The organism is Algoriphagus sp. oki45 (assembly GCF_036245605.1).
Classification (GTDB): Bacteria; Bacteroidota; Bacteroidia; order Cytophagales; family Cyclobacteriaceae; genus Algoriphagus.
In genome coordinates, this window is record NZ_BTPC01000001.1 from 2,010,350 (window position 1) to 2,033,078 (window position 22,729).

The following is a 22,729-nucleotide window of genomic DNA, read 5'->3' on the forward strand; positions in this document are numbered from 1 at the left end:
TCATGGCAAACATTCTCGTTGTTGGCAGTTCGAATACAGACATGGTGGTAAAAACCTCCCGATTTCCTTTGCCCGGTGAAACCCTGACTGGAGGAGATTTCTTTCTTTTTCAGGGCGGAAAAGGAGCCAATCAGGCAGTCGCAGCCTCCCGCATGGGAGGAAAAGTAAGCTTTCTGACCAAACTTGGCCAAGACCTCTTTGGACAGCAAACCCGCAAAAGCCTGGAGCAGGAGGGGATATTTCCTGAATTGATATTGGAAGATAAAAACACCTCCTCAGGAGTAGCGCTGATTATGGTAGATCAAGCAGGTGAAAACCAAATCGTGGTTGTCCCCGGAGCCAATGGGAATCTGCTACCTGAGGATTTATCAAAGGCAGAAAATGCCTTGGAGGAAGCGGACATAGTCCTCTCCCAGCTCGAAACTCCCCTTTCCACCTTGCTCAGCCTCGCCAAATCCGTGGAAATAGCAGGGAAAAAATTAATCCTTAATCCCGCTCCGGCTCAAGCCCTACCGGATTCTATCTACAAAAACCTTTTTCTGATCACTCCAAACGAAACCGAAGCTTCTCTACTAACCGGAATATCATTGGAAAATAATTCTGCTCTTTCAAAAATTGGAAACTGGTTTTTGGATAAAGGGGTCCAAAATATCATTGTTACTTTGGGCGAAAAGGGAGCCTATTTTCATTCTTCAAAAATGCAGGTTTTAATTCCCACTCATCCAGTCCATGCAGTAGATACCACGGCTGCCGGAGATGTTTTCAACGGCACATTGGCTGTAGCTCTGGCAGAAGGAATGAACTGGGAAAAGGCCATCCAAACCGCCAACAAGGCCTCTGGAATAGCGGTCACCCGAATGGGAGCTCAACCGTCTATTCCTTTTCGAAATGAAGTTTTTTAACAAAAAGCCATATCTATGAAAATCACTTTCTACCTGACTTTCACTCTGCTTGCCTTTCTGATTCTAGGATGCGGGAGCAAATCGGTAACCGACCCGGTACCTGAGAAAAATCCAAACCTAAGCTATGCCACCTTTGGGCAAAAAGAGGCTGGCTTAATCCTGAACCGGTCAGAGTATGCCAGCCGACTTGAAGGATTCTGGCTAGGAACCTGCATTGCCAATTGGACCGGCTTGGTGACCGAAATGGACAAAGTCGGAGATATAGGAGATAAAAAGACCGGGGCATTTTACACCCGGGAAGACTGGGGAAAACCCGACCAGCCAAATATCTGGTCTGGGGAAGAACCTAGCCCTTTTTCTTCTACCATCGATTTTGTCTTTGCCGATCCGGATACCCTTTGGGGTGCGGATGATGATACAGATATCGAATACATCTATCAAGAATTGCTGCTCAGAAATCAGACTTCCTTCCTCACGGGGGAACAGATCCGAGAAGGCTGGCTCAAGCATATCAAGACGGAGGAAGAAAACTTCCTATGGGTTTCCAATCAGAAAGCCTTTGACTTGATAAGAGAGGGACTGGTACCTCCAGGTACCGGAGATCCGGAGAATAACCCAGAGTATGAAATGATCGATGCTCAGCTCACAACAGAAATCTTCGGTCTTTATGCACCAGGAAGGCCTGATTTGGCGGTAAAAATGGCCCAGCTCCCTATCCAAACTACAGCAAGAATGGAAAGCCAGTGGATTTCTGAATTCTATGTGAGCATGTTTTCTTTGGCAGCTGCCTCAGATCCAGCCCTTCCCATCAAAGATCGGCTGATGGAAATCGCTGAAAAATCCAAAGTCTACCTTCCTTCCAACTCTTACCCAGCCAAGATGTATGATTTTGTCAAAGCAAAGTACGAAGAGGGAATTTCATGGGAACAGGCCAGAGATTCGGTCTACTACCGATATCAGGTCCAGCAACTCGACGGATACGACATGACCTCCAGAAATCTCCCCTGCAATGCATGCTTTGCCGCAGGAATCAACTTCGCTGCGAGCTTGGTCAGTCTTTTTTATGGGGAAGGAGATCTCATCGAAACAATCAAAATCGGAGCCTTGGCAGGATGGGATTCTGATAATCCGACCGCCACTTGGGGAGGATTGATTGGATTTATGCTGGGTAAGGAAGGGGTAGAAGAAGCCTTTGGCAGAAAGTTTTCAGATCGGTTTCACATTCACCGTACCCGGATAGGCTTTGAAGGTGAAGGAATCGACACATTTCAAAATATGGCAAAAAAGGGCGTTTGGATTGTAGATCGGGTGGTGCAAGAAGAGCTACAGGGAGGTATAGATCTGAGCCAAAACACTTGGTCCATTCCACCAAAAGTCAGCAATTAAACCTGAACCTACACTTACCGTGCAGAAATCCACTCCTCCCTGGAAAAAGCAGGTTTTATTGCTGATCATCTACCTTTCGTTCATCAGTCTGGGCCTCCCCGATTCCATATTGGGTGCTGCCTGGCCAGCCATGTATGCGGATTTGGAAGTACCGGTGGATTATGGGGGAATCATTTCCATGATTGTAGCCGCAGGAACGGTCATTTCAAGCTTATTGAGCGGGAAGCTTATTCAAGGCTTGGATTACTCACGGATGATTACATTCAGCGTATTGACCACGGCCCTTGCCCTAATGGGATTTTCGCTTTCTGGAGAATTTCTTTACCTCTGTATTTTGGCAGTTCCTCTCGGTTTAGGAGCTGGAGGAGTGGATGCCGCTCTCAACAATTACGTGGCCTTGAATTACGAAGCCCGGCAGATGAACTGGCTCCACAGCTTTTGGGGAGTGGGAGCCGCTATCGGTCCCATGATCATGGGCAGTTATTTGGCAAAGGGGGATTCATGGTCCAGTGGGTACAATACACTGGCCTGGATTCAGCTGGGCTTGGTGTTGATCCTGCTTTTTTCCATCCCCTTGTGGATCAAAAGCCATTCCAATCTGGAAAATCCGGAAGAGACTTCCTCTTCAGGCTTGTTTTCCTCTCTGCTGCAGCTACCCGGACTACCTCAGGCCTTGCTGGTATTCTTTTGTTATTGCACCATAGAAGCAACCTTTGGAATGTGGGGAGCGAGTTTCTTGGTATTTACTAAAGGATTTGAACCTGATCAAGCCGCAAAGCTGACTTCTCTGTATTTTCTGGGAATCACTTTGGGCAGGTTTTTATCCGGATTTTTAACGGCTCATTTTTCCAATCGTCAATTGGTCTATTTGGGTCAGGCAGTGATTGGATTTGGATTGGTGATGCTCGCTTTACCTTTTTCTGTGACCGTTTTCCCTGGTTTTTTGCTGGTTGGCTTGGGCTGTGCTCCCATCTTTCCCAGTTTGTTGCACGAGACTCCTGCCAACTTTGGAGAAAAACATTCCCAACGAATTATGGGCCTTCAGATGGCCAGTGCCTACGTGGGCATTACGCTGATGCCTTTCCTTTTTGGTAAAATCGCCTATTACACCGGACATGGGTTTCTTTTGGGCTTTTTGGGTATCTTCCTGATACTGATCGTCGGAATGACCCGTCGAATGAACAGAAAAGTCCGACTTGGAAAAGTCAGTTAATGATTTCACATCAACCAAATAAATGAAAACACTCCTACTTATTACTTCCTTTGTTTTTTGCTTTTATTTTTCTTCCCTAGCTCAAACTTCCGGCGAGGAATTACTCCAAGTAGATTTAGGCTGGGAAAAGGCATTGTTGAAATCTGAGGTAGGTTATTTGGAGAATTTGCTGGCTGAGGAATTTATCTGGGTGCACAACCATGCAGGATTGATTGATGGTAAGGAAGCGGTTTTGGCACGCGCCAGACGGATTCAGGAAGGCCAAACCGATGCCACCAAAGGCCGAAACTCCCGTGATCAGATAGTGGTCATCTTAGGTACGACTGGAGTCGTCAGCGGATACACGGTGGTAGACCGGGGCCCCAGTCCTACTACTTATCACTTTATGCGAACTTATTCTTGGATAGATGGACAATGGAAGCTTTTGGGTAACCACACCATGGCGATACCGGAAGAATGACCCCAACTCTATCGATCGATCCTCTCAAACTCCCATTCGAATGTCAATGAAATCCATCTCTGCCTTCCTGAGTTTAGTCCTTTTGGCTTTGATTACTTTCCCCTCCAAATCCCAAGACTATGCAAAGGTCCTTGAATCAGAAATCACGACCTCTAACCCGGGAATCCTTTTTACCATTGAATCTGGAGATGAGAGCCTCTCTTGGTCAGGAGCCGCAGGAATCAACAACCTTTCTATTGGCGACTCTTTAAAAGTGGAGCAAACCTTCCGAATCGCCAGCGTCACCAAAACCTTTGTGGCTGCAGCAATTCTTCGACTGATGGAAAAAGGAATTTTGAGTCTGAATGACCCGATTTCAAAGCATATCTCCCCCGAGCATGCACAAATCCTTGCTCAGGATTATGATCTGGACCAAATCACCCTTCGGCAAATTCTCAGGCATTCGGCTGGATTTTTTGATCACACGAATGCCCCTGAGTTCTTTGACATCGTCCTTGGTACACCTGAGCACGAATGGACTCGCACCGAGCAACTGAAGATGGGAGTGGAAAAAGGAGAACCCATTGGTCCTCCCGGAGGGCAGTTTAGCTACTCGGATACGGGCTATTTGATTTTGGGAGAATTGATCGAAAAGTATACCGACAAATCGCTGGATGGAGGAATCAAGGAACTGCTCAGATTGGAAAATTTGGGATTGGATCGGACTAATTTTGAGCGCATAGATCCACAAACCGATCAGCTAAGGATTCACAAGTATTTGCAGGGAAGAGACACCTATGCTTTCAGTCCCACGATGGATTATTTTGGAGGGGGTGGGATTGTGTCCAACTCTCAGGAGTTGGTGGATTTCTTCCAGGCTTTGTTTCAGGGAAAAATCTTTAACAAAGCGGAGACTTTACAAATCATGCTAGAGCCAGTCAGTTACCCTGAAAAAGCCCGAATGGACTATCAAATGGGCATGTACCGAATCCAAATCAATGGAATGGAAGCCTATTGCCATTCCGGCTTTTGGGGTACGCAGGTGGTTTTTATCCCCGAGCTAGATTTGTATATGGCTGCCAATTACTCCGGAGGATGGAGAGGAAGTGCGGTGGCGCCGATATTTGAGAAGATCCTTTTGGAAAAAGAGAAAAACCAACCCAAACCCTAATGTCGTAGACCTCAATTCTTGACTTTTTAAATATTTTGCTTTCAAGGAATCCTATGTCCAGTCCACCCAAATATTTCAGATAGTTTTCTTATCTTTTCCATAAACCAACCCCCATCCTATGAAAGCTTTTTATCTCCTTTTGATCTGTCTATTTGGGATTTCTTCTTGCCAAAAACCTCAACAATTCGATGTTTTAATCAAAAACGGACAGATTCTGGATGGTTCTGGCAATCCATCTTACATCGGCGATGTGGGAATCAATGCAGATACCATTGCAGCCATCGGCAAACTGGAAAACGCAGTAGGCACCTTGGAAATTGATGCCACAGAACTGGCCGTGGCTCCCGGCTTCATAAACATGCTGAGCTGGGCTGTGGAGTCCCTGATTGAGGACGGCAAGTCCCAGAGTGACATCCGGCAGGGGGTCACTTTGGAGGTCTTTGGAGAAGGTAATTCCATGGGACCGCTTTCGGAGGCTATGAAAGTCGAAGAGCTGAAATCCCAGGGGGATATTAAATACCCAATTTCCTGGACCACGCTGAAGGAATATTTGGATTTTTTGGAGAAGAAAGGAGTAGCTACCAACGTAGCCTCATTTGTAGGCGCTACCACCGTCCGAATCCACGAATTAGGGTATGAAAACCGGGCTCCAAGTTCTGAAGAGCTGGAAAGAATGAAAAATCTGGTTCGCCAGGCAATGGAAGAAGGAGCCTTGGGCGTAGGGTCATCTTTGATTTATGCTCCAGCTTTCTATGCCAGCACAGAAGAGTTGATTGAGCTGTGCAAAGTCGCAGCAGAATACGATGGGATGTATATCTCCCATATGCGAAGCGAGGGAGTCCGACTATTAGAAAGTCTGGATGAGCTGATCCGCATCGCCTCCGAGGCGGGGATTCGCGCGGAAGTCTACCACCTCAAAATGAGCGGAAGGGACAACTGGAGCAAATACGATCAGGTGGTAGCCAAAATTGATTCCGCCAGAGCTGCCGGGCTGGAAATCACCACCGACATGTATAATTATGTGGCAGGAGCAACCGGACTGGATGCTTCTATGCCTCCTTGGGTTCAGGAAGGCGGATACGATAAATGGGCTGAGCGACTCCAAGATCCTGCCATCCGAAAGAAGGTTATGCAAGAAATGACCACGCCAACTACTGAATGGGAAAGTTTGATGCAGGCTGTCGAAGGACCGGATAAAATCATTTTGGTCGGCTTCAAAAATGACAGTTTGAAATACCTGACTGGCAAAACTCTAGCTGAAGTTGCTGCCATGAGAAACACCTCCCCTGCCGAAACGGCAATGGACTTGGTGGTCCAGGACGGAAGCCGGGTTGGAACGGTTTATTTCCTCATGTCGGAAGAAAATGTCAAAAAACAGATTGCCTTACCTTATATGAGTTTTGGTTCGGATGGGGGTTCTTTGGCCAATGAGGGGGTATTTCTAAAGTCAAGTACGCATCCTAGGGCATTTGGCAACTTTTCCCGACTCCTCGGAAAGTACGTCAGGGATGAAAAAGTGATTTCCTTAGAAGAAGCCATTTACAAGCTTACCACTCTGCCAGCTACCAACCTGAAAATCAAAAATCGGGGAGCCCTGAAGGAAGGCTACTTTGCGGATCTGGCGATTTTTGATCCGGCTAAAATTCAGGATCATGCCACCTTTGAAGACCCCATGCAATACTCAACCGGGATGGTTCATGTCCTTGTCAATGGCACTCAAGTCCTCAAAGATGGAGAACACACCGGAGCCCTACCCGGGAGGGTGGTCAAAGGACCCGGTGCCAAAGAATAAATCCACAAAAAATCCCCGTCCTAAAAATTGGCGGGGATCTTCTGGAAAAATCCACTGATTTCGCTGGTCGAGATTTGCAATCTCGACCTATTATTTCAGGAATTTACAATTCCCAAAACGTAATCACAATCCATACTTCTCCCCCATTTCCCGAATCAGTTTGTAGCCATTTTCAGCCATATCCCATGGTGCTGAAAACTCCCTCCACACCCCGATGGAATTGGCAAAGGCGGGATCGTTTCTGGTAAATCCCTCGATGGTCAACCAGCCTTTGTAATTCACCTTTTTCAATGCCGCAAAGGTTTCGTCCCAAGGTACATGCCCAGAACCCGGAGTGCCTCGGTCGTTTTCAGAAATATGAAAATGACCCAATCTAGGAGCAATCTTTTCAATAGCCAAGCCCAGCTTTTTCTCCTCCATATTGGCATGGTGGGTGTCAAACATGGCCTGAACATTCGGATGATTGACTTTGGCCAGCAGGTAATCCAACTGATCCATGGTATTGGCCAGATAACACTCAAAACGATTGAGCGCTTCTGGAGTCATCAAAATTCCCAGCTTTTGCGCATGATCGGCTACCAAGTGAAGTACTTCCGCAGACCAAATGTACTCTTCCTCGATAGGAGCTCTACTCGCAAAAGTGGCAAAGGCCGAATGATAGGGACCGCAAAGCACTTGGGAATTCAGGTCTGCCGCTCGGTCGAGAATCCATAGGAGCTTTTCTTTTGCTTTTTCCCTCACTTTTGGATCCGAGGAAATGGGATTTTCATCTGCCCCCATCACAGTGACAGTGGTGACTTCCAGCCCGATATTTTTACAGTGATCTCCCACTGCCCGACAGGCTTTTTCATCCGTACCTCCGATAAAAAACTCCGCTCCATCGTAGCCAATGGCTTTCAAGCGATCCAGAATCGGAAAAAGATTCTCAGAAATCTCCGCTGACCAGGCCAGCACATTAAATCCTATTTTGTTCATATCTCTTAAAGTCCAATTCTTATTTGCTGTTTCTTTTTGTTCTTAGTTCGAAGTTCAACGTTAGATGGTAAAAAAGTAAGCCTTATCAAATGAGCAAGGTCAAATACCAGTAAGTATGAGTCTTGCATCTTTCATCTCGACTCTTGATACTTGATACCAGCTACTTGCTACTTATTTAAAATCCTCCACCCTCATCCCTTTACGGAAGGTATCAAATCCAAACATGGTAGGCTGATATTCCCCTACATAGTCCACATTGAGCTCGGGATTAATTTGGTTGGATAGGTCCAAAAGCCAAAGGGAAGCATTCACTATCAACCTTCGCAAATCTGCACTTTGGAAACCCATGGATGAACCCATCGTAGAGGCAAAGGCCATTCCTTCCTTTCCCCCTTCCAGCTGATAAGGCTTGGTCCAGGCAATGGGCATCACGGACTTTTCCCAAATCAAAGGAGCTTGATCATCCATTCCCGCAGTGGATTGGCCTTGAATGAGTACGGTGGCACTTTCAGGAAGTCCTTGGATTCCATATACGTCTTCGGGTACCCAAATATCCTTTACTCCCCGCAAAACCGGGTGATCATTCATCTGCTGAACCCCATCGATCAGTGCTCGGCAGCCTTCTTTGGCGTGGATACCATGGTGGTTGACCCAAGTTTCTCCGAAAATCCGCTTACCAAATCCCTTTTCCCAACCGGGTTCTTTCCCGTTCCAAGTCCACTTGGCAAATTTCGACTCCTTGTTTTTTTGATAAGCAAAAGCGTGGGTGGACGTTCGGAGGCCGATAATAGGCTTCCCGGCCTTAAGGAAATTCTCGATGTGCTGGGTTTGCTCGTCAGGAAGCTCCCGGAAGCGAATCAACATAATCATCAGATCGGCCGACTCCAAATGCTCCAGTCCAGGGATATTATTTTGATAATTGGGAACGATGTCACCGGTCTCGGGATGGATGGGAAAAAGAACCGTGGTCTTGAAACCATGTCTTTCAGAAAGGATTTTCGCCAGCATGGGCATGGATTCCTCGGAGCGGTATTCATCATCCCCTGCTATCAAGACGATATGCTTTCCTTTTCCAGGTCCTTCCTTTCCTTCAAATTGAAGAAAAGTGACTCCATTTTGAGCAAGGGTCTCAAAACTGGCTACAGAAAACAGAAGAAGAAACAGGAATCCAATTCGAAAAGAAAGGCGGTTCATAATTGAGAGATTTTGGGCTTTAGGCGTTCTATTTGCCTTTGATTTTCTTAAAAATAAGAATTGGCAGCAAAATCACTATCCCGACAGCCAGCCCAAGGACAAAATCTTTGATTATTCCCGGCCAAGTGGGCAGTAAATGATGGAAGAAGTCAATATTGTGGGAAAAAATCCCTCCCGCCACCAAGAGTAAGGCGATGGTCCCGACAAACCCGATAATTCGAATCAGGTAAGGCAGCGCCTGAACCAGCAGTCTTCCGATTTTATCCGAAAATGTGTTGTCCTCTGGATTGAGTGCAATCAGCTTGTACCCAAACTCATCCATCCTTACGATCAAAGCGACCAACCCATACACCCCAACTGTGGCAAGCAAGGCAATAATGGAAACGACAACGATCTGGGTACTAAGCGGCTGATCGACGACAGTACCCAGGGCTATGATGACAATCTCTACGGAAAGAATAAAATCCGTGGTGATGGCAGATTTGACTTTTTTCTTTTCCTGAGCCAAAACCTGTTCAGGAGTGATATCTGCTTCCAAGTCAACTTTTTCATGCCCATGCGCATGAGGAAAAATCCATTCCAGAATCTTCTCGGCGCCTTCATAGGCCAGATACATCCCTCCCAAAACCAATATCACGGTAACCACCACAGGCGCGAATGCACTGAGCAAAAAGGCCACAGGGAGTATAATCAACTTGTTGACCAACGAGCCCTTGGAAATAGCCCATAGCACCGGCAACTCTCGGTCTGAAATAAACCCGGAGGCTTTTTCAGCATTGACAGCTAAGTCATCCCCCAAAATCCCAGAGGTCTTTTTGGCTGCAACTTTGGTCATGGTGGCCACATCATCCATAATGGTGGCGATATCATCAAGTAAGGCAAATAGTCCAGATGCCATGTGTATTTACGAATTACAATTTTGGAATTACGACAATTTTACTAGCCTTCAACCCTAATTTCAAATATGAAGAAGCCAGTTTTGAAAAAAGGGAAAAAGGAGAACGAAACTAAAAAGAAGTTGGGCTTTTGAATAGAATATGAAATAATTATCTCCAAAAAATCTCTGAAGTATAAAACCCAATTTTCAAATCTTCCAATCTTTCAATTTTCCAATCTCTTCGGATCAAAAATCAAAGGAAAAAACTTTCCTCCCATTTTTTCTCCTTTGGGGATCACAGGAACACCTTCCAAAAGCGGTTCATTGGTATCCGAAACGGTGCCGTCTGCGAAGACATTGAGCACAAAAGCCTTTCTGGATCGGGGAGAAAAGTTGGCGAAACTGCCGTGCACTAAAAGCGGATGATGAAATGCCGCATGGCCGGCTTTGAGCGGAATGGCAACCGGCTTGAAATTCGACTTTTGCTCTTCAGTCATCATAGCCATCAAGCCGTCCATTTCTCCGGCAAGTGCAGGCTTCTCCAGCAATCCCCAACGATGCGAGCCCGGCACGTACTGAAGACAGCCATTTTCCTCAGTAGCATCATCCAAGCCACACCAGCAAGTCAGATGCTGCATCTCTATCGTGCGGGTCCAGTAGCTGTAATCCTGATGCCAAGCCACATTTCCTCCATAATGGGCCGGCTTGCAAAAGAGCTGATCGTGCCAAAACCGAACCGGTCGATCTCCTAACAGTTGGGACGCGACCATGCGAAAAGCTGGGTTCCAGATCACATCGTGAAAGGCCTCAGCTATTCTCCAATGGCCTAAAGAATGAAAAAGGACCTTATTCGGATCTCCCGATTCATTGCTGTGAAACTCGTGAAAAAGATGATGCATGGGATGCTTTGGGTCCATGACCTCATCGAGTGCTTTTTTCAAGGCTTCGATTTGGGTTTCATCCAGCAGCTTGATATCTGCCAAATAGCCATTTTCTTTGAAAAAGTCGATTTGCTCTGGGCTGAGACGGTATCGGTCCCAATCGGAAGTAGATTTGGGTTGAGAAAAAAGGTCAGTTAGCGGATGATGAAAGTCGGCGAGGTCACGCATAGGTTTGGGTTTTGTCAGAGTAGAAAAGTTAATAAAAATGCCAAAGAAAGAGGTCTGATTCAAGAAATTTTGCCTCCGCAATGGTTTCCGTTGATTTTTTGCAGTAAGTCAAAAATTATGGGAGGGTTTGGGTAGATTGAAACAGTAAAAATTCTGACCCAAAATCATCCTATTATGTCCACCAATCGAAGAGACTTCCTCAAAACCGGTGCTACGGCAGTACTCGGTCTTTCCGGTCTTACGATCGTTTCTCCCCAAGTCTTGGGCAGGTCCCACGGATATGTTGCCCCAAATGACCAAGTCAATTTGGCCTGCATCGGCATTGGCAATCGGGGAGCGGAAATCATCAAGGCCCTGCACAAAACTGGTTTATGTAACATAGTCGCGATTTGCGATGTGGATATGGGTGCCAAGCAGACCCTGGAGGTGATGAATATGTTTCCTCAGGCAAAGAAATATCAGGATTTCCGCAAAATGTTTGATGAGATCGGAGGGGAATTTGAAGCGGTAAGCATTGCCACTCCTGACTTCTCCCACTTTCCGGTGACCATGATGGCTTTGGCCGAAGGCAAGCATGTCTATGTGGAAAAGCCCATGGCAAGAACATTCCTGGAAGTGGAATTGATGATGGCCGCCGCAAAGAAAAACCCTAAACTGGCTACCCAGATGGGAAATCAGGGCCATTCCGAAGGAAATTACTTTCAGTTTAAAACCTGGAAAGAAGCAGGAATCATCAAGGATGTCACAGCCATGACTGCCCACATGAACAGCCGGAGACGCTGGCATGGATGGGACCCGAATATCAGTCAATTTCCCGCCGGGGAAACTATTCCTGACACCCTAAACTGGGACGTATGGACTTCTCAGGCGCAACCTCATGCATTTAACAAGAACTATCACAATGGACAGTGGAGATGTTGGTATGACTTCGGTATGGGTGCCTTGGGCGACTGGGGAGCACACATCATGGATACTGCGCATGAGTTTTTGGAATTGGGACTTCCTTATGAAATCAATCCTACCAAACTCAGCGGTCACAATTCCTTTTTCTTCCCCATGTCCACGACCTTGGAATTCAAATTTCCTGAGCGGGGAGCTATGCCACCCATGACGATTACTTGGTACGATGGGTTGGACAATATTCCTGCTGTCCCCGATGGCTATGGGGTATCGGAGCTTGATCCCAACATTCCCCCACCGAGCAACGGACAAATCCAACCTGCCAAGCTCAATCCTGGAAAAATTATTTACAGCAAAGAATTGACCTTCAAAGGCGGGTCTCATGGAAGTACCCTATCCATTATTCCTTCAGAAAAAGCCAAAGAATGGGAATCCAAGCTCCCAGAAGTACCTCAAAGCCCATCCAACCACTTTGAAAACTTCCTGAAAGCCTGCAAAGGAGAAGAAAAAACCAGATCTCCATTTGAGATAGCCGGACCACTCAGTCAAGTATTCTGCTTGGGCGTGCTGGCGCAATGGACGGGATTGAAACTCGAGTTTGACCGGGAAACCAAACAAATTACCAACAACTCGATGGCCAATCAACTGCTGATGGGATTGCCTCCGAGAAAGGGTTGGGAAGAGTTTTACAAAGTATAGACGCTTGACGTTTTGGACTTGTCTAGAGAAAAATTGCTGTTGGAGAAATCTGACAGCTTTTTTTATGGTCCGAAAATCTTCCTAACTTTTCCACCTTACCACTTTCGACCTTACTTCTCCAGCCTTTCCAATCGCTCCAAAAGAGGCGGTTGGGAATAATTCACAAACACGTACCAGGGGTGCGGATTGATATAGCTTAGGGACTTAACTGAAAGGGCTCAAGGACTTCTGTCTGAGGGCGAGCAGCGAAGGTTTCTTTGGCGATGGTTGATAAGTTTGGATTATTGGAGATTAAGAGTGCATATTCCGCAATCACTTAAGATTTGAAAATTAGTAGAAAACAATTACTATTCAGTTAGAAATTGTATCCTAGTCCTATTCCTGCGTGAATGGCCTGAAAATCCCAGGATTCATCCATTTTGGTAGGTATTGAGAAAAAGGGTGTATAACCTATTCGGAAAAAAAAACCTTTGTGAGGCTTTTGATATCGATAACCTATTCTGAAGGGAATTAGGGCAGCAAAGAAACCGTCGCCTTTCGTTTGGATTATTCCCCCTGCGGTAAATTCGGAATCAATTTGAGATTCAATGAATGGAGTAAATCCAACTCCCAATTCAAGGTGATGTCTTTTTTTCCCAACCAGAGCAACCAACTCTACTGGTAAAGCTGGTTTCCAAATGGTAGAACCTTCAATTGGGTCAGCCCAAAACGAAAATCCCAAACTACCAACCAGTTTGACATTTCCATTTTGGTGAAATGTTCGACCATAGTTAAAGGCATACTGCCCAGCATTACCGCCAATTTCAAGATAAATGCTGTTTTTTGGATAGCTTTGAAATGAGTCTTCTTGTGCGAATAAGTAAAAGGGAATAAAGGTTAAAATCAAAAAGAAGATTTGAATATGCTTAGTCATAATAGTCAATTTTTATGGTCTTTATTGAATTACTATTTGTTCCAGTACTTTCATGAATTAGAATTCCATCTTTTTTCACTCACCACAAGTACTCACCGCATGTATTAACATCCCACCCAAATGGCTGTTGAAAAGTATTTACAGTGTAAGTATGGGTTCCTCCAGGAATGGAATTACCAGGGCAAACTTCAGTTGGTCCATCTATAACGACTTCAACAGCGGCAACGGTCTGGCAGAAAGTGATGAGAAATATAATCAGCAGGTAAAAAGTCTTCATTTGTAAAGAATTATTAAGTTTAAAGAAAAATTAAGGTAAAGAGAAAAAAATGATTTTTTAAACTTTTCAGAAAAATAATTCAGAAATTTTAGTTTAAAAATACTTCTCTATTTATCTGATAAACAATAGTTTACATTTGATTTTAATGACTAATTATTTTTTTTCAAGTTTTTTAAGCCTTTCCAACAAAGGAGGATGCGAATAATTCACAAACACGTACCAAGGGTGTGGATTGATATCGCTGAGGGTTTTCACAGAAAGTGTTTTCAGGGCCTCTGCCAAAGGTTTTCCGGAGAAAGTGCTTTTCGCAAAAGCGTCCGCCTCAAATTCATTTTTTCTGCTTAGCCAGTTCATCCCTATCCCCAAGACCATGGAAATCGGGGAGAACAGCATGGTAAAACCGATGATATTCAGCTCAGGAGACCACGAATTTCCACCCAAAGCCAAACTCATGTTTTCAGAAAAAATCACCTGAGCTAAGAGAAACAACATCAACCCTACTTGGACTACCGAAATGACCATACTCCAGAGAATGTGTCTCTTTTTGTAATGTCCTACCTCATGGGCTAGGACAGCCACCAATTCGTCCGGCGGGTGCTGTTCGAGAAGGGTATCGTAAAGCACCACTTTCTTTCTTGAGCCAAAGCCAGAAAAAAAAGCATTGGCTTTGGAGGAGCGCTTGCTGCCGTCCATGACAAAAATGTTTTCCAGTGGAAAGTTGACCGAGCGGGCGTAACTGATGATTTTTTCTTTCAGCTCCCCATTTTCCAAAGGCGTCAGCTTATTAAATAGAGGAAGAATCCAGGCAGTATAAAAAAGATTGACTGCCACCATAAATCCTGCTGCAATCAGCCAAAACTGCCACCAAAAATCCCGCCCCATACGGTGAATCAACCAAAGAAAAACCAAAAGCAACCCTCCCCCGATCACAATGGAAAGGAGATATCCTTTTAGCTTGTCTGAAAAGAAAGTTCTTGTTGTAGTTTTATTGAATCCATACTTTTCTTCGATCACAAAAGTAGAGTACCAATCAAAGGGAAGACTCAGGATATCCGACCCGATAAAGACAATTCCGAAGAAAAGTAAAGACTGATAAAGTGGATCTATGGAAAATCCCTCAATCCAAGAATCCAAAGCTCCAAACCATCCCATTAAAATAAATGCCAGAGTAAACAAAAAGGAAAAAATACCTGCGATGAGTCCAAAGCGGAAGTTTTCCAATTGGTAGGCTTTTGCTTCTTTGAGATTGGATTCGCTGAGGTATTCAGAAAGGTTTTGAGGAATCTGAGGTATCGGATTTTTTGCATTAAGTAGCTTCAGCGTTTTTCTTACCAAAAAGCCGAAAACCAACACCCCTACCAAAAGGTATTTTAATTCCTCTGAGCTCATGAAATAGATTAAAATTTAGGACAAGGAAGGATGGTGTCCCTGCGTGAAGGTTTTCCCTGATAGCTATTGGGCAAAGTCCATGAGATACTGATTTCATGAGCACCGCCTGTCTGTATTCCCAATTGGGAAACGGTGTAATCGAAACTGTATCCGATATTCAGTCCACTTAGCAAATTGACACCGACCATCATAACAACTGCGTCCCGGTTACTTTGGTTTTCAACAGGCCGGTAGGGTACACCTCTATACCAAAGTCCAAAAACAATGGGTTCAAGATAGAGATAAGCGCCCAAATCCAACTGCTCGAAGGGGCCTTGTCTCTTGTAGTTGAATGTGGGAGTGATAGAGCGCTGCCGACGCATATGAGTAAAATCACTTCTCATAGTCCCTTCCCCAAGATCAATTCTGTAGCCTCCGTGAAGGGAAAGCTTCATTGGAAGTGGACTCAAGCCGTCGATAAATGACTGATTGGGTTGATTCACATGGTGTGCTGCGAGACCCACCCAAAGATTCTCTGTAAAAAACAAACCGCCAACCGAGAGAGATAGCATCCCAACTGGATCGCCCAAGCCTGGAATATCGGTAGGGAAATTGATCAAATCCCCAAAAGGATCAGCTTCATTGATATTATTTGCAAAAACCAGATTTTCATAAAATCCGATTTCTCTTCGAATATAACTTGCTTGAAAACCCGGACGGAAGTAGCTGTTCTCTCCCAATTTCAATTCGTAGGAGTACATTAATGAAATTGAAGTAGACCGAAGCTTTGCAGCACCTTCTGTGTCCTGCATTACATGAACTCCGATTCCACTGTTGTAATCAGGCAGATAAGTATCATAAAAAGCCGAAAAGGTAGTGAACTGTGCATCAATGCTTGGCCATTGGTTTCGGTAATTGAATCCAATTCTTCCAGTCAACTCCCCCCCGGCCATGGCAGGATTGAGATAAAGAGGGGCGGCATAATATTGGCTATATTGCGGGTCCTGCCCATACGCTTGTCCCATCCAAGCAAATGATACAGATATAAAAAAAACCAATCGAAGCAGAGACCGTAACAAGGATTTGTTCGTTTATTTGAATATTCAGTCAGCTTCTAAACGTTTGGACACTTAGGTTGTTTTAGAAGCAGTTCGAAAAATATGAAAAGCAAATCGTATTCCATACTTATCCAGTTTTTTTTCAGCCTTCTTACTACATTTTTGTGGTTGGGAAATACCAATTCCTCATTTGGTCAAGGATTCAACAATAACGAATGGATATTTGGATACTGTGTCTCAAGTACTGAAAACAATTATCTCTCTTTTGGAAAAGGCGGAACTGCCACAGTCCAAACCTTACCTTCCACTGTCTTGGTGGGGACAAATAACAATTCCCTTGCAATAGACCCTATCACTGGTCAACCTCTCTTTCTTACCAATGGAGAATTGGTCTACGATTTCGGATCCAATCCTCTTCAAGGTAGTGCCCCGGGGCTGAATGGGGATATCGATGGAAGGCAGACGGTGGCGTCGGGCTTTTTGGAATATGATCCCAACGGAAACAGACTCTTCTATATTTTTTACATTTCCCCTTCAGGGCAGCTACAATATGCCGTAGTAGACATGAATGCTCCTGGAGAAGCCGTGGGTAATGAACCTGCTTTGGGTGAAGTGATTGCCAAGGATGTGGCTATCGGGTCAGCCGAAGGAGCAGTTTTGGTTGTGAAAACTCCAGCTTCCCCTTCTTATTTAATCAGTTTTTCTGGAGGAAATCTGATTTCCAGAAGATTGGAATCCACTCAGGGTGACTTTACCCAAACTGACACAGAGGGAATTCCTTTTACCCCCAAGGCGATAATTTTTGACGAGGAAAACAGCAGGCTTATCGTAATCTCAGAAGATCCCGGAGACGATATTTTGGTCCTTTCATTTGACTCAGCATCCGGTAATTTTGGAAATCCAGAACCCATCAGTGAATCAGGGGGAAGTGAGGATATTGGAGGGGCAGATTTTTCTCCCGGCGGAGAGTTTATCTATTTCTCCAGAGGCAATCAATTGTTTAGAATCCCTACCTCAAACCTAAATGCTACTCCTGAATTAATCCCAACAGAGCCGTCTTTGAATCAGATCTATGACGTCAAAGTAGGCCCGGACGGACAGGTTTATTACATCTACGAGGAAGTGGCAGGAGGCCCGCAACTTATCGGTCGAGTCACCAACCCCAATGAATCGGATCTGACCGCCTTGGTGGTAGAAGAAGATCCCTTTAACGGAACAGATTTCTGCGGAAAGATCTTTCCGACTTTTGCTCCAAACGCAGATATCAGCCCCACGGTGGACTTTACTTGGGACCCATTGGAGCCCTGTGCGAATAATCCTGTCCAGCTGACCAGCGAGATTTCTCCTCAAAATTATCAGCCAGTTTCTTTCAATTGGGAATTCACCCCTCCACTCACCGACTCGGACGGAAATCCACTCCCGGCAGATTTTAATCAGGAGCACTTCCTCATTCCTCAGGATGCTGCCCAAGAATCCAGTGTCACGGTCACTCTAACTGTAGAATTTGCGGATGGTACTAGCCGAGATGTGACTAAAACTATTCCTTTAACTGAAAACAACCTTGAGGCTAACTTTACGCCTTCCGACACTACCGTTTGTGAGACTTGTCTTGATATCGCTCCTTTCCTTCAGGCCCAAGCCGCAGGCGGACAGCAGGGAGGGGAAGCTCCAGGAGGCGCTGGAGCTACTTACGAATATTTTTGGTCCAACAAAAGAGATGAAGGATGGATCGGTCAGCAGCCCAATGAGGTCTGTAGACCCGGTTTGTATTGGGTCTTGGTGAGAGAGCCCGGTTCACAATGCTATGCCTATGCCGAAATCCGCATCCGAATGTGGGACCTGCCGGATCAGACCAACAATATCTGGTATTTTGGGGATGGTGCAGGATTGGATTTCAATCCTGATCCGGATGATGAAACTGCCCCGACTCCACGTCCAATAGCCCAGCGACACCCTCAAAACATTCCAGCAGGTACAACCACCATCTCTGATCAGGCAGGACAGGTCCTATTCTTTACCGATGGAGCTTCAGTTTGGGATCTGAACGGGCAGCTGATGGAAAACGGAGACAATATCGGTGGAGACAATACCGCCAGTCAATCTGTAATTGCTGTTCCGGTTCCTACTCAGCCGACTCTATTTTATCTATTCACTACCCAGTCCCAATCCGGAGGATCCAATACAGTCAGCTACACGGTAGTGGATATCAAGTCTGAAAACCAGACCGGAGTAGGAAATGTGACCACCAAAAACAACTTCCTATTTAGCCCATCCACGGAGCAGACGGCAGCTTTGACTTCAGGAGACACTACCTGGGTGATGTTTCATGAATTAGGAAACAATACCTTCCGGGCCTACCCCGTCACTGTGAATGGAATAGGCCCCGCTGTATTGAGCTCCGTCGGAAGCAATCACGGATTTAATTCAGGAGTTGGTGCAATGAAATTCAGCCCCGATGGCACCAAGGTGGCAGTGACAATTTCCGAAGGCGGCTGCAATCGGGCCGAAATCTTTGAATTTGACCAGCAGACTGGAAGAATGACCGAATATGCCCGACTGGACTTGGGCTGCAACGGAGATATTTATGGCTTGGAATTTTCCAATGATTCAGACCGCATCCTCGTCTCCTACCGCAATGGAGGTCCGGGAATCGAGGAAATGATTATTACTCAAGTTGCAAACGATGATCCGAATGCAGCACCTTGTCCCGCTTGCTTTGCCAATGCTACCACCAGACCCCAACGGGAAGCTTGTATCCTTTCTACCAAAAATCAGGTAAGCGGTACTGCCGCTTTGAATCTCGGAGCACTTCAGATCGCTTCAGACGGTCAGGTATATGCGGCAGTAGTGGGTGACAATCGCATCGGCCAAATCCAGGTAGGCAGTGGATGTACTGGAAGAAGTACGTTTACCTTGGATGCGGTAGAACCCATGCCTGGTACCTCAAATCTAGGCCTGCCCAACTTTGTGCAAAACTCTGGTAGCTCAATTCCAGAACCGGCACTCTCTATCCCAACCCGTCTTTGTCTTGATCCTGCCCTAGGAGCGGAAGCTATATTTGAAGGAGCCGGAGAGCCTGATATTGACTCCTATTTTTGGACTATTACCAAAGACGACGGAACGGTAATATTGAATGAATTTGGAGGACCCGGTGATGAGTTTCAGACCTTAGAGCAAATACTCAATGAACCGGGAATTTATACAGTCAATCTCCGGGTGGATCGATGTGCAGAGGTCAATTATTTCCAGGCTGAAGGGGAATTTGAAGTAGTAGCTCCTCCTACTTTGACTCTTGGCTCGGATGCTACACTCTGTGCCGGAAATCCTGTAACTCTGACAGCAATTGACGGGTATGATCCAGCCAGTGGACTGTATGATTTTCAATGGACCAATGCAGCGGGAGTGGTTTTTGGAGATGAAAACTCCAATTCAATCACTGTGGATGAAGAAAGCATCTACACCGTTCAGGTAAGTTACCGCCTTCCTGATGGACTTACGGATGATGAAGCTTTGTTTTTCGAGACCTGTCCCTCCACAGCTGAAATTTTCGTGGGACCAGCCTTCGAGTTTGAAGTCAATGCTTCTGCCGATGAGGTGTGTTTCGAGGATATAGTGGTCACTTTAGCACCGGATACGCCTTTGGAAGGAGAGTGGTTTTACACATTAAATGGTGATCCAACCCGAGTATCCTTGGGTGAATTTTTCGAATTGGAGCTGTTTGTGATCAATCTGCCTGGCCCAGGTCAGTACGAAATTATTTTTGTGGGAGAAGATCCTATTTTACCAGGCTGTATCTTCGAAAAAACCAGCAATCTTCTGGTCAACGAACTGCCCCTTTTGGTACCTACAGCTACCAATCCTGCTACAGATTGTGCCACTGCAGACGGAGCATTTGAAATCCTCATGCAAGCCAATGCAACTGAAGTAAGGATTACTGAATTGGCTTTGACTTTCAGCAATGTCAATGCGGGGGATATCTTGCCCGTACCTGATGTTCTACCAGGAGTGTATACCATTGAGGCTGATAATGCCTCGGGTTGCTTTTTCTCCTCCTCAGTCACAGTGGAAAATCTCAATCCTCCTTCTCAATTCGCATTCACGGTAAATGTTCAAGATGAAACTTGTGCGACTACAGGGGTCAACCCTGGAATAATCACCATCTCTTTCGACAACGGAGTAGCTCAGATTGGGGAATATGAAATCGTAAGGCAGGGAGATGGTCAAGTGTTTACCGGCCCTCTTCCCAACTTAGCATTTTTTGATGTGGAAGTACCTTTTGGTGATTATTTGGTGGAAGTGAAAGATCAATTCGGATGCTCGATCCCTGATACTACAGTTTACAATATCGAACAGAAATTGGAAGTACTTTTCTCTGTACCAACCTCCGTCACTGCCTGCGAAAGCTTCACTTTTGCCCCTTCAAGCCCCAATCTTTTAACCTATTCTGCTACCAATTCCAGTGGAGCGGTATTTACACCTAACGCCTCTGGGGAGTTTACTTTCACCCAATCTGATACATATATCATCCGAGGAGAGGATCCAAGCGGTGTGGATTGTCCGAGAGAAATCCAAATGCAGGTGAATCTAACCCAGCCTCTTGACTATTCGCTTTCTGGGCCGGTGATTGATTGTCAAAGTGGAATCCGGTACGAAGCAATTTTGAATAATGCGGATCCAGCCGACGTGGTTTTCTTGTGGAGAGATGATTTGGGAGTGATTGTGGGCAGAAGACAAACTTTTGTACCTAGTCGTGCAGGCCAATACTCACTGGAAGTCCAGCCAATATCAGGAAGTCTATGCCCTACCAATCCCATTACTTTCACAGCTGAGGTGCTAGTGGATCCAATCTCCATCTCGCTGAATGTACAGCCCTTCTGTATTGAGCTTACCAGCACAACCATTCAAATTGACGGTGACCTAAGCAATGTAGGCTTCATAGAATGGTTTAGTGTCAATGGTGGCACCAGAACCAGAATCCCGCAATTTGACGATCTTCCGATAATTGATGTAAGTCAGGAAGGAACCTACGAAGCCCTGGTTAGAAGTAACTTAGGTTGTGAGTTGGGCCGAGCAAGCGGAGTAGTCCAACGATCCACGATCATACCTCCAGTAGTACCTTTGGAGCCAATTACCATTTGTGCAATAGAAGGAGTCACTACCAGTATCAACCCGGGTGACTATGACAACTATTCTTGGAAACTGAATGGACAAGAAGTCTCGACTGAGGGAATCTTTACTCCCGAAAGACCTGGAAATTATGAATTGACCGTGTCTGATAATCTGGGCTGCGAGTATGTGGCCACATTCACTGTATTTGAGGACTGTAGGTTGAGAGTAAGGTACCCAAGCGGAGTAGTTTTGGATGATCCTAACCGTAACTTCATCTTGTATGCAAATGAATACATTGACGAAGTGGAAGTCTTTATTTTTAACAGATGGGGAGAATTGATTTTCTATTGCGAACACGAAAATCTCGAACCAAGGCAGCCTTTCTGCCCATGGGACGGCATTGTCAATGGAAAATTTGTCCCCAACGGAACATATGCGGTGCTAGTGAAGTTTTACTCCCGAGATCAAAATCTCACAGAAACAGAAACCAAAGCGATTACGATTATTCAATAGTATGTTAATTCTCATTTCTCCTGCCAAAACCCTCGATTATTCAACCCCCAACTATACTAACCACTCGCATCCTGATTTTTTATCTGACATCAAAAGTTTGGTCAATGTGATGAAGAAAAAATCAGCAAAAGAAATCGCTGATCTGATGCATGTGAGCGAAAATCTGGCAACCCTGAATGAGGAGCGATACAAGACTTTTCAGAAAGAATTCAATCCTGAAAATTCAAAACAGGCGATTCTTGCCTTCAAAGGGGATGTGTATACCAAAATTGAAGTTGACAGCTTTTCTCAGGAAGATTTTGAATTTGCCCAAAACCACCTTCGGATTCTTTCTGGGTTATATGGTTTACTCAAGCCTTTGGATTTGATCCAGCCTTATCGATTGGAAATGGGTACTCCCCTCTCTACCTCCAAAGGGAAAAATCTCTACGAGTACTGGGGCACCAAAATCGCAAAAGCCATACAAGCCACCGCTCAGGGAAGACCTATTGTAAATCTGGCTTCTCAGGAATATTTCAAGGCGGTGGACCAAAAGGCACTAAAATCACCCGTAATCACCGTTCAATTCAAAGAATTCAGAAACGGGAAATATCAAATCATAGGATTATTTGCCAAGCAAGCAAGAGGGTTGATGACCAACTTTGCCATCAAAAATAAAATATCAGATCCTGAGCAGCTAAAGACCTTTAACGAAGAGGGCTATGAATTTTCAGAAGGATTGAGTTCTACTTTTGATTGGGTCTTTGTGAGATAAGATAATTTCCTGCAATTTTGATCTAAGTACAAAGTCCAGCAATTTTTTGCCCGCTCAAAAAATAGTAGCTTAGTATCAGA

Annotated in this window: 16 protein-coding genes; 9 read left to right on the top strand and 7 right to left on the bottom strand. The window is 45.3% G+C overall.

The genetic code is table 11. The features are described from left to right. Positions 1–2: 2 nt before the first annotated feature. From rbsK to AAA942_RS08740, 6 genes are all read left to right on the top strand, one after another. Positions 3–902, top strand: a complete 900-nt coding sequence (gene rbsK, locus AAA942_RS08715) for a ribokinase (RefSeq protein ID WP_338219854.1) — start codon at positions 3–5, stop codon at positions 900–902. Between the two features lie 15 nt (positions 903–917). Continuing rightward, positions 918–2,288 (top strand): ADP-ribosylglycohydrolase family protein, encoded by a 1,371-nt coding sequence (locus tag AAA942_RS08720; RefSeq protein WP_338219855.1) that lies wholly within the window; start codon positions 918–920, stop codon positions 2,286–2,288. A gap of 19 nt (positions 2,289–2,307) precedes the next feature. Then, entirely contained in the window at positions 2,308–3,501 is a 1,194-nt protein-coding gene (locus AAA942_RS08725; RefSeq protein ID WP_338219856.1) for an MFS transporter, read from the top strand. 22 nt (positions 3,502–3,523) lie between these two features. Beyond that, on the top strand, positions 3,524–3,961 hold the full coding sequence (locus tag AAA942_RS08730) for a nuclear transport factor 2 family protein (RefSeq protein ID WP_338219857.1): 438 nt from the start codon (positions 3,524–3,526) through the stop codon (positions 3,959–3,961). Positions 3,962–4,001: 40 nt separating this feature from the next. Then, entirely contained in the window at positions 4,002–5,111 is a 1,110-nt protein-coding gene (locus AAA942_RS08735) for a serine hydrolase domain-containing protein (RefSeq protein ID WP_338219858.1), read from the top strand. 118 nt (positions 5,112–5,229) lie between these two features. Then, positions 5,230–6,903: an N-acyl-D-amino-acid deacylase family protein gene (locus AAA942_RS08740; RefSeq protein WP_338219859.1), complete on the top strand. Its 1,674-nt coding sequence runs from the start codon at positions 5,230–5,232 to the stop codon at positions 6,901–6,903. A 123-nt stretch (positions 6,904–7,026) separates the two neighbouring features. On the opposite strand, the gene AAA942_RS08745 is transcribed toward AAA942_RS08740, so the two are convergent. The 4 genes from AAA942_RS08745 to AAA942_RS08760 form a co-directional block, all read right to left on the bottom strand. Beyond that, a complete protein-coding gene (locus AAA942_RS08745) occupies positions 7,027–7,878 on the bottom strand; it encodes a sugar phosphate isomerase/epimerase family protein (RefSeq protein ID WP_338219860.1) in 852 nt (283 codons plus the stop codon). 171 nt (positions 7,879–8,049) lie between these two features. Beyond that, positions 8,050–9,072: a ThuA domain-containing protein gene (locus AAA942_RS08750; protein WP_338219861.1), complete on the bottom strand. Its 1,023-nt coding sequence runs from the start codon at positions 9,070–9,072 to the stop codon at positions 8,050–8,052. A 28-nt stretch (positions 9,073–9,100) separates the two neighbouring features. Beyond that, positions 9,101–9,970, bottom strand: a complete 870-nt coding sequence (locus AAA942_RS08755; RefSeq protein ID WP_338219862.1) for a DUF808 domain-containing protein — start codon at positions 9,968–9,970, stop codon at positions 9,101–9,103. 203 nt (positions 9,971–10,173) lie between these two features. Further along, entirely contained in the window at positions 10,174–11,058 is an 885-nt protein-coding gene (locus tag AAA942_RS08760) for a phytanoyl-CoA dioxygenase family protein (protein WP_338219863.1), read from the bottom strand. A 174-nt stretch (positions 11,059–11,232) separates the two neighbouring features. On the opposite strand from AAA942_RS08760, the gene AAA942_RS08765 reads away from it, so the two are divergent. Then, a complete protein-coding gene (locus AAA942_RS08765; protein ID WP_338219864.1) occupies positions 11,233–12,657 on the top strand; it encodes a Gfo/Idh/MocA family protein in 1,425 nt (474 codons plus the stop codon). A gap of 355 nt (positions 12,658–13,012) precedes the next feature. Here AAA942_RS08765 and AAA942_RS08770 read toward each other — a convergent pair whose 3' ends face one another. The 3 genes from AAA942_RS08770 to AAA942_RS08780 form a co-directional block, all read right to left on the bottom strand. Further along, complete coding sequence (locus tag AAA942_RS08770) at positions 13,013–13,570, bottom strand: hypothetical protein (protein ID WP_338219865.1); 558 nt, start codon at positions 13,568–13,570, stop codon at positions 13,013–13,015. A 430-nt stretch (positions 13,571–14,000) separates the two neighbouring features. Continuing rightward, entirely contained in the window at positions 14,001–15,236 is a 1,236-nt protein-coding gene (locus AAA942_RS08775) for a M48 family metallopeptidase (RefSeq protein ID WP_338219866.1), read from the bottom strand. A gap of 8 nt (positions 15,237–15,244) precedes the next feature. Next, positions 15,245–16,294 carry a PorP/SprF family type IX secretion system membrane protein gene (locus AAA942_RS08780; protein ID WP_338219867.1) on the bottom strand — a complete coding sequence of 350 codons (1,050 nt, stop codon included), beginning with the start codon at positions 16,292–16,294 and terminating at the stop codon, positions 15,245–15,247. A gap of 81 nt (positions 16,295–16,375) precedes the next feature. Here AAA942_RS08780 and AAA942_RS08785 point away from each other — a divergent pair, with 81 nt between their 5' ends. Both AAA942_RS08785 and yaaA read left to right on the top strand, forming a co-directional pair. Continuing rightward, the gene (locus AAA942_RS08785; RefSeq protein ID WP_338219868.1) at positions 16,376–21,895 is read left to right on the top strand and encodes a hypothetical protein; all 5,520 of its coding nucleotides are present in this window, start codon (positions 16,376–16,378) and stop codon (positions 21,893–21,895) included. A 1-nt stretch (position 21,896) separates the two neighbouring features. Further along, complete coding sequence (gene yaaA / locus AAA942_RS08790; protein WP_338219869.1) at positions 21,897–22,649, top strand: peroxide stress protein YaaA; 753 nt, start codon at positions 21,897–21,899, stop codon at positions 22,647–22,649. The last annotated feature ends 80 nt before the right edge of the window (positions 22,650–22,729 follow it).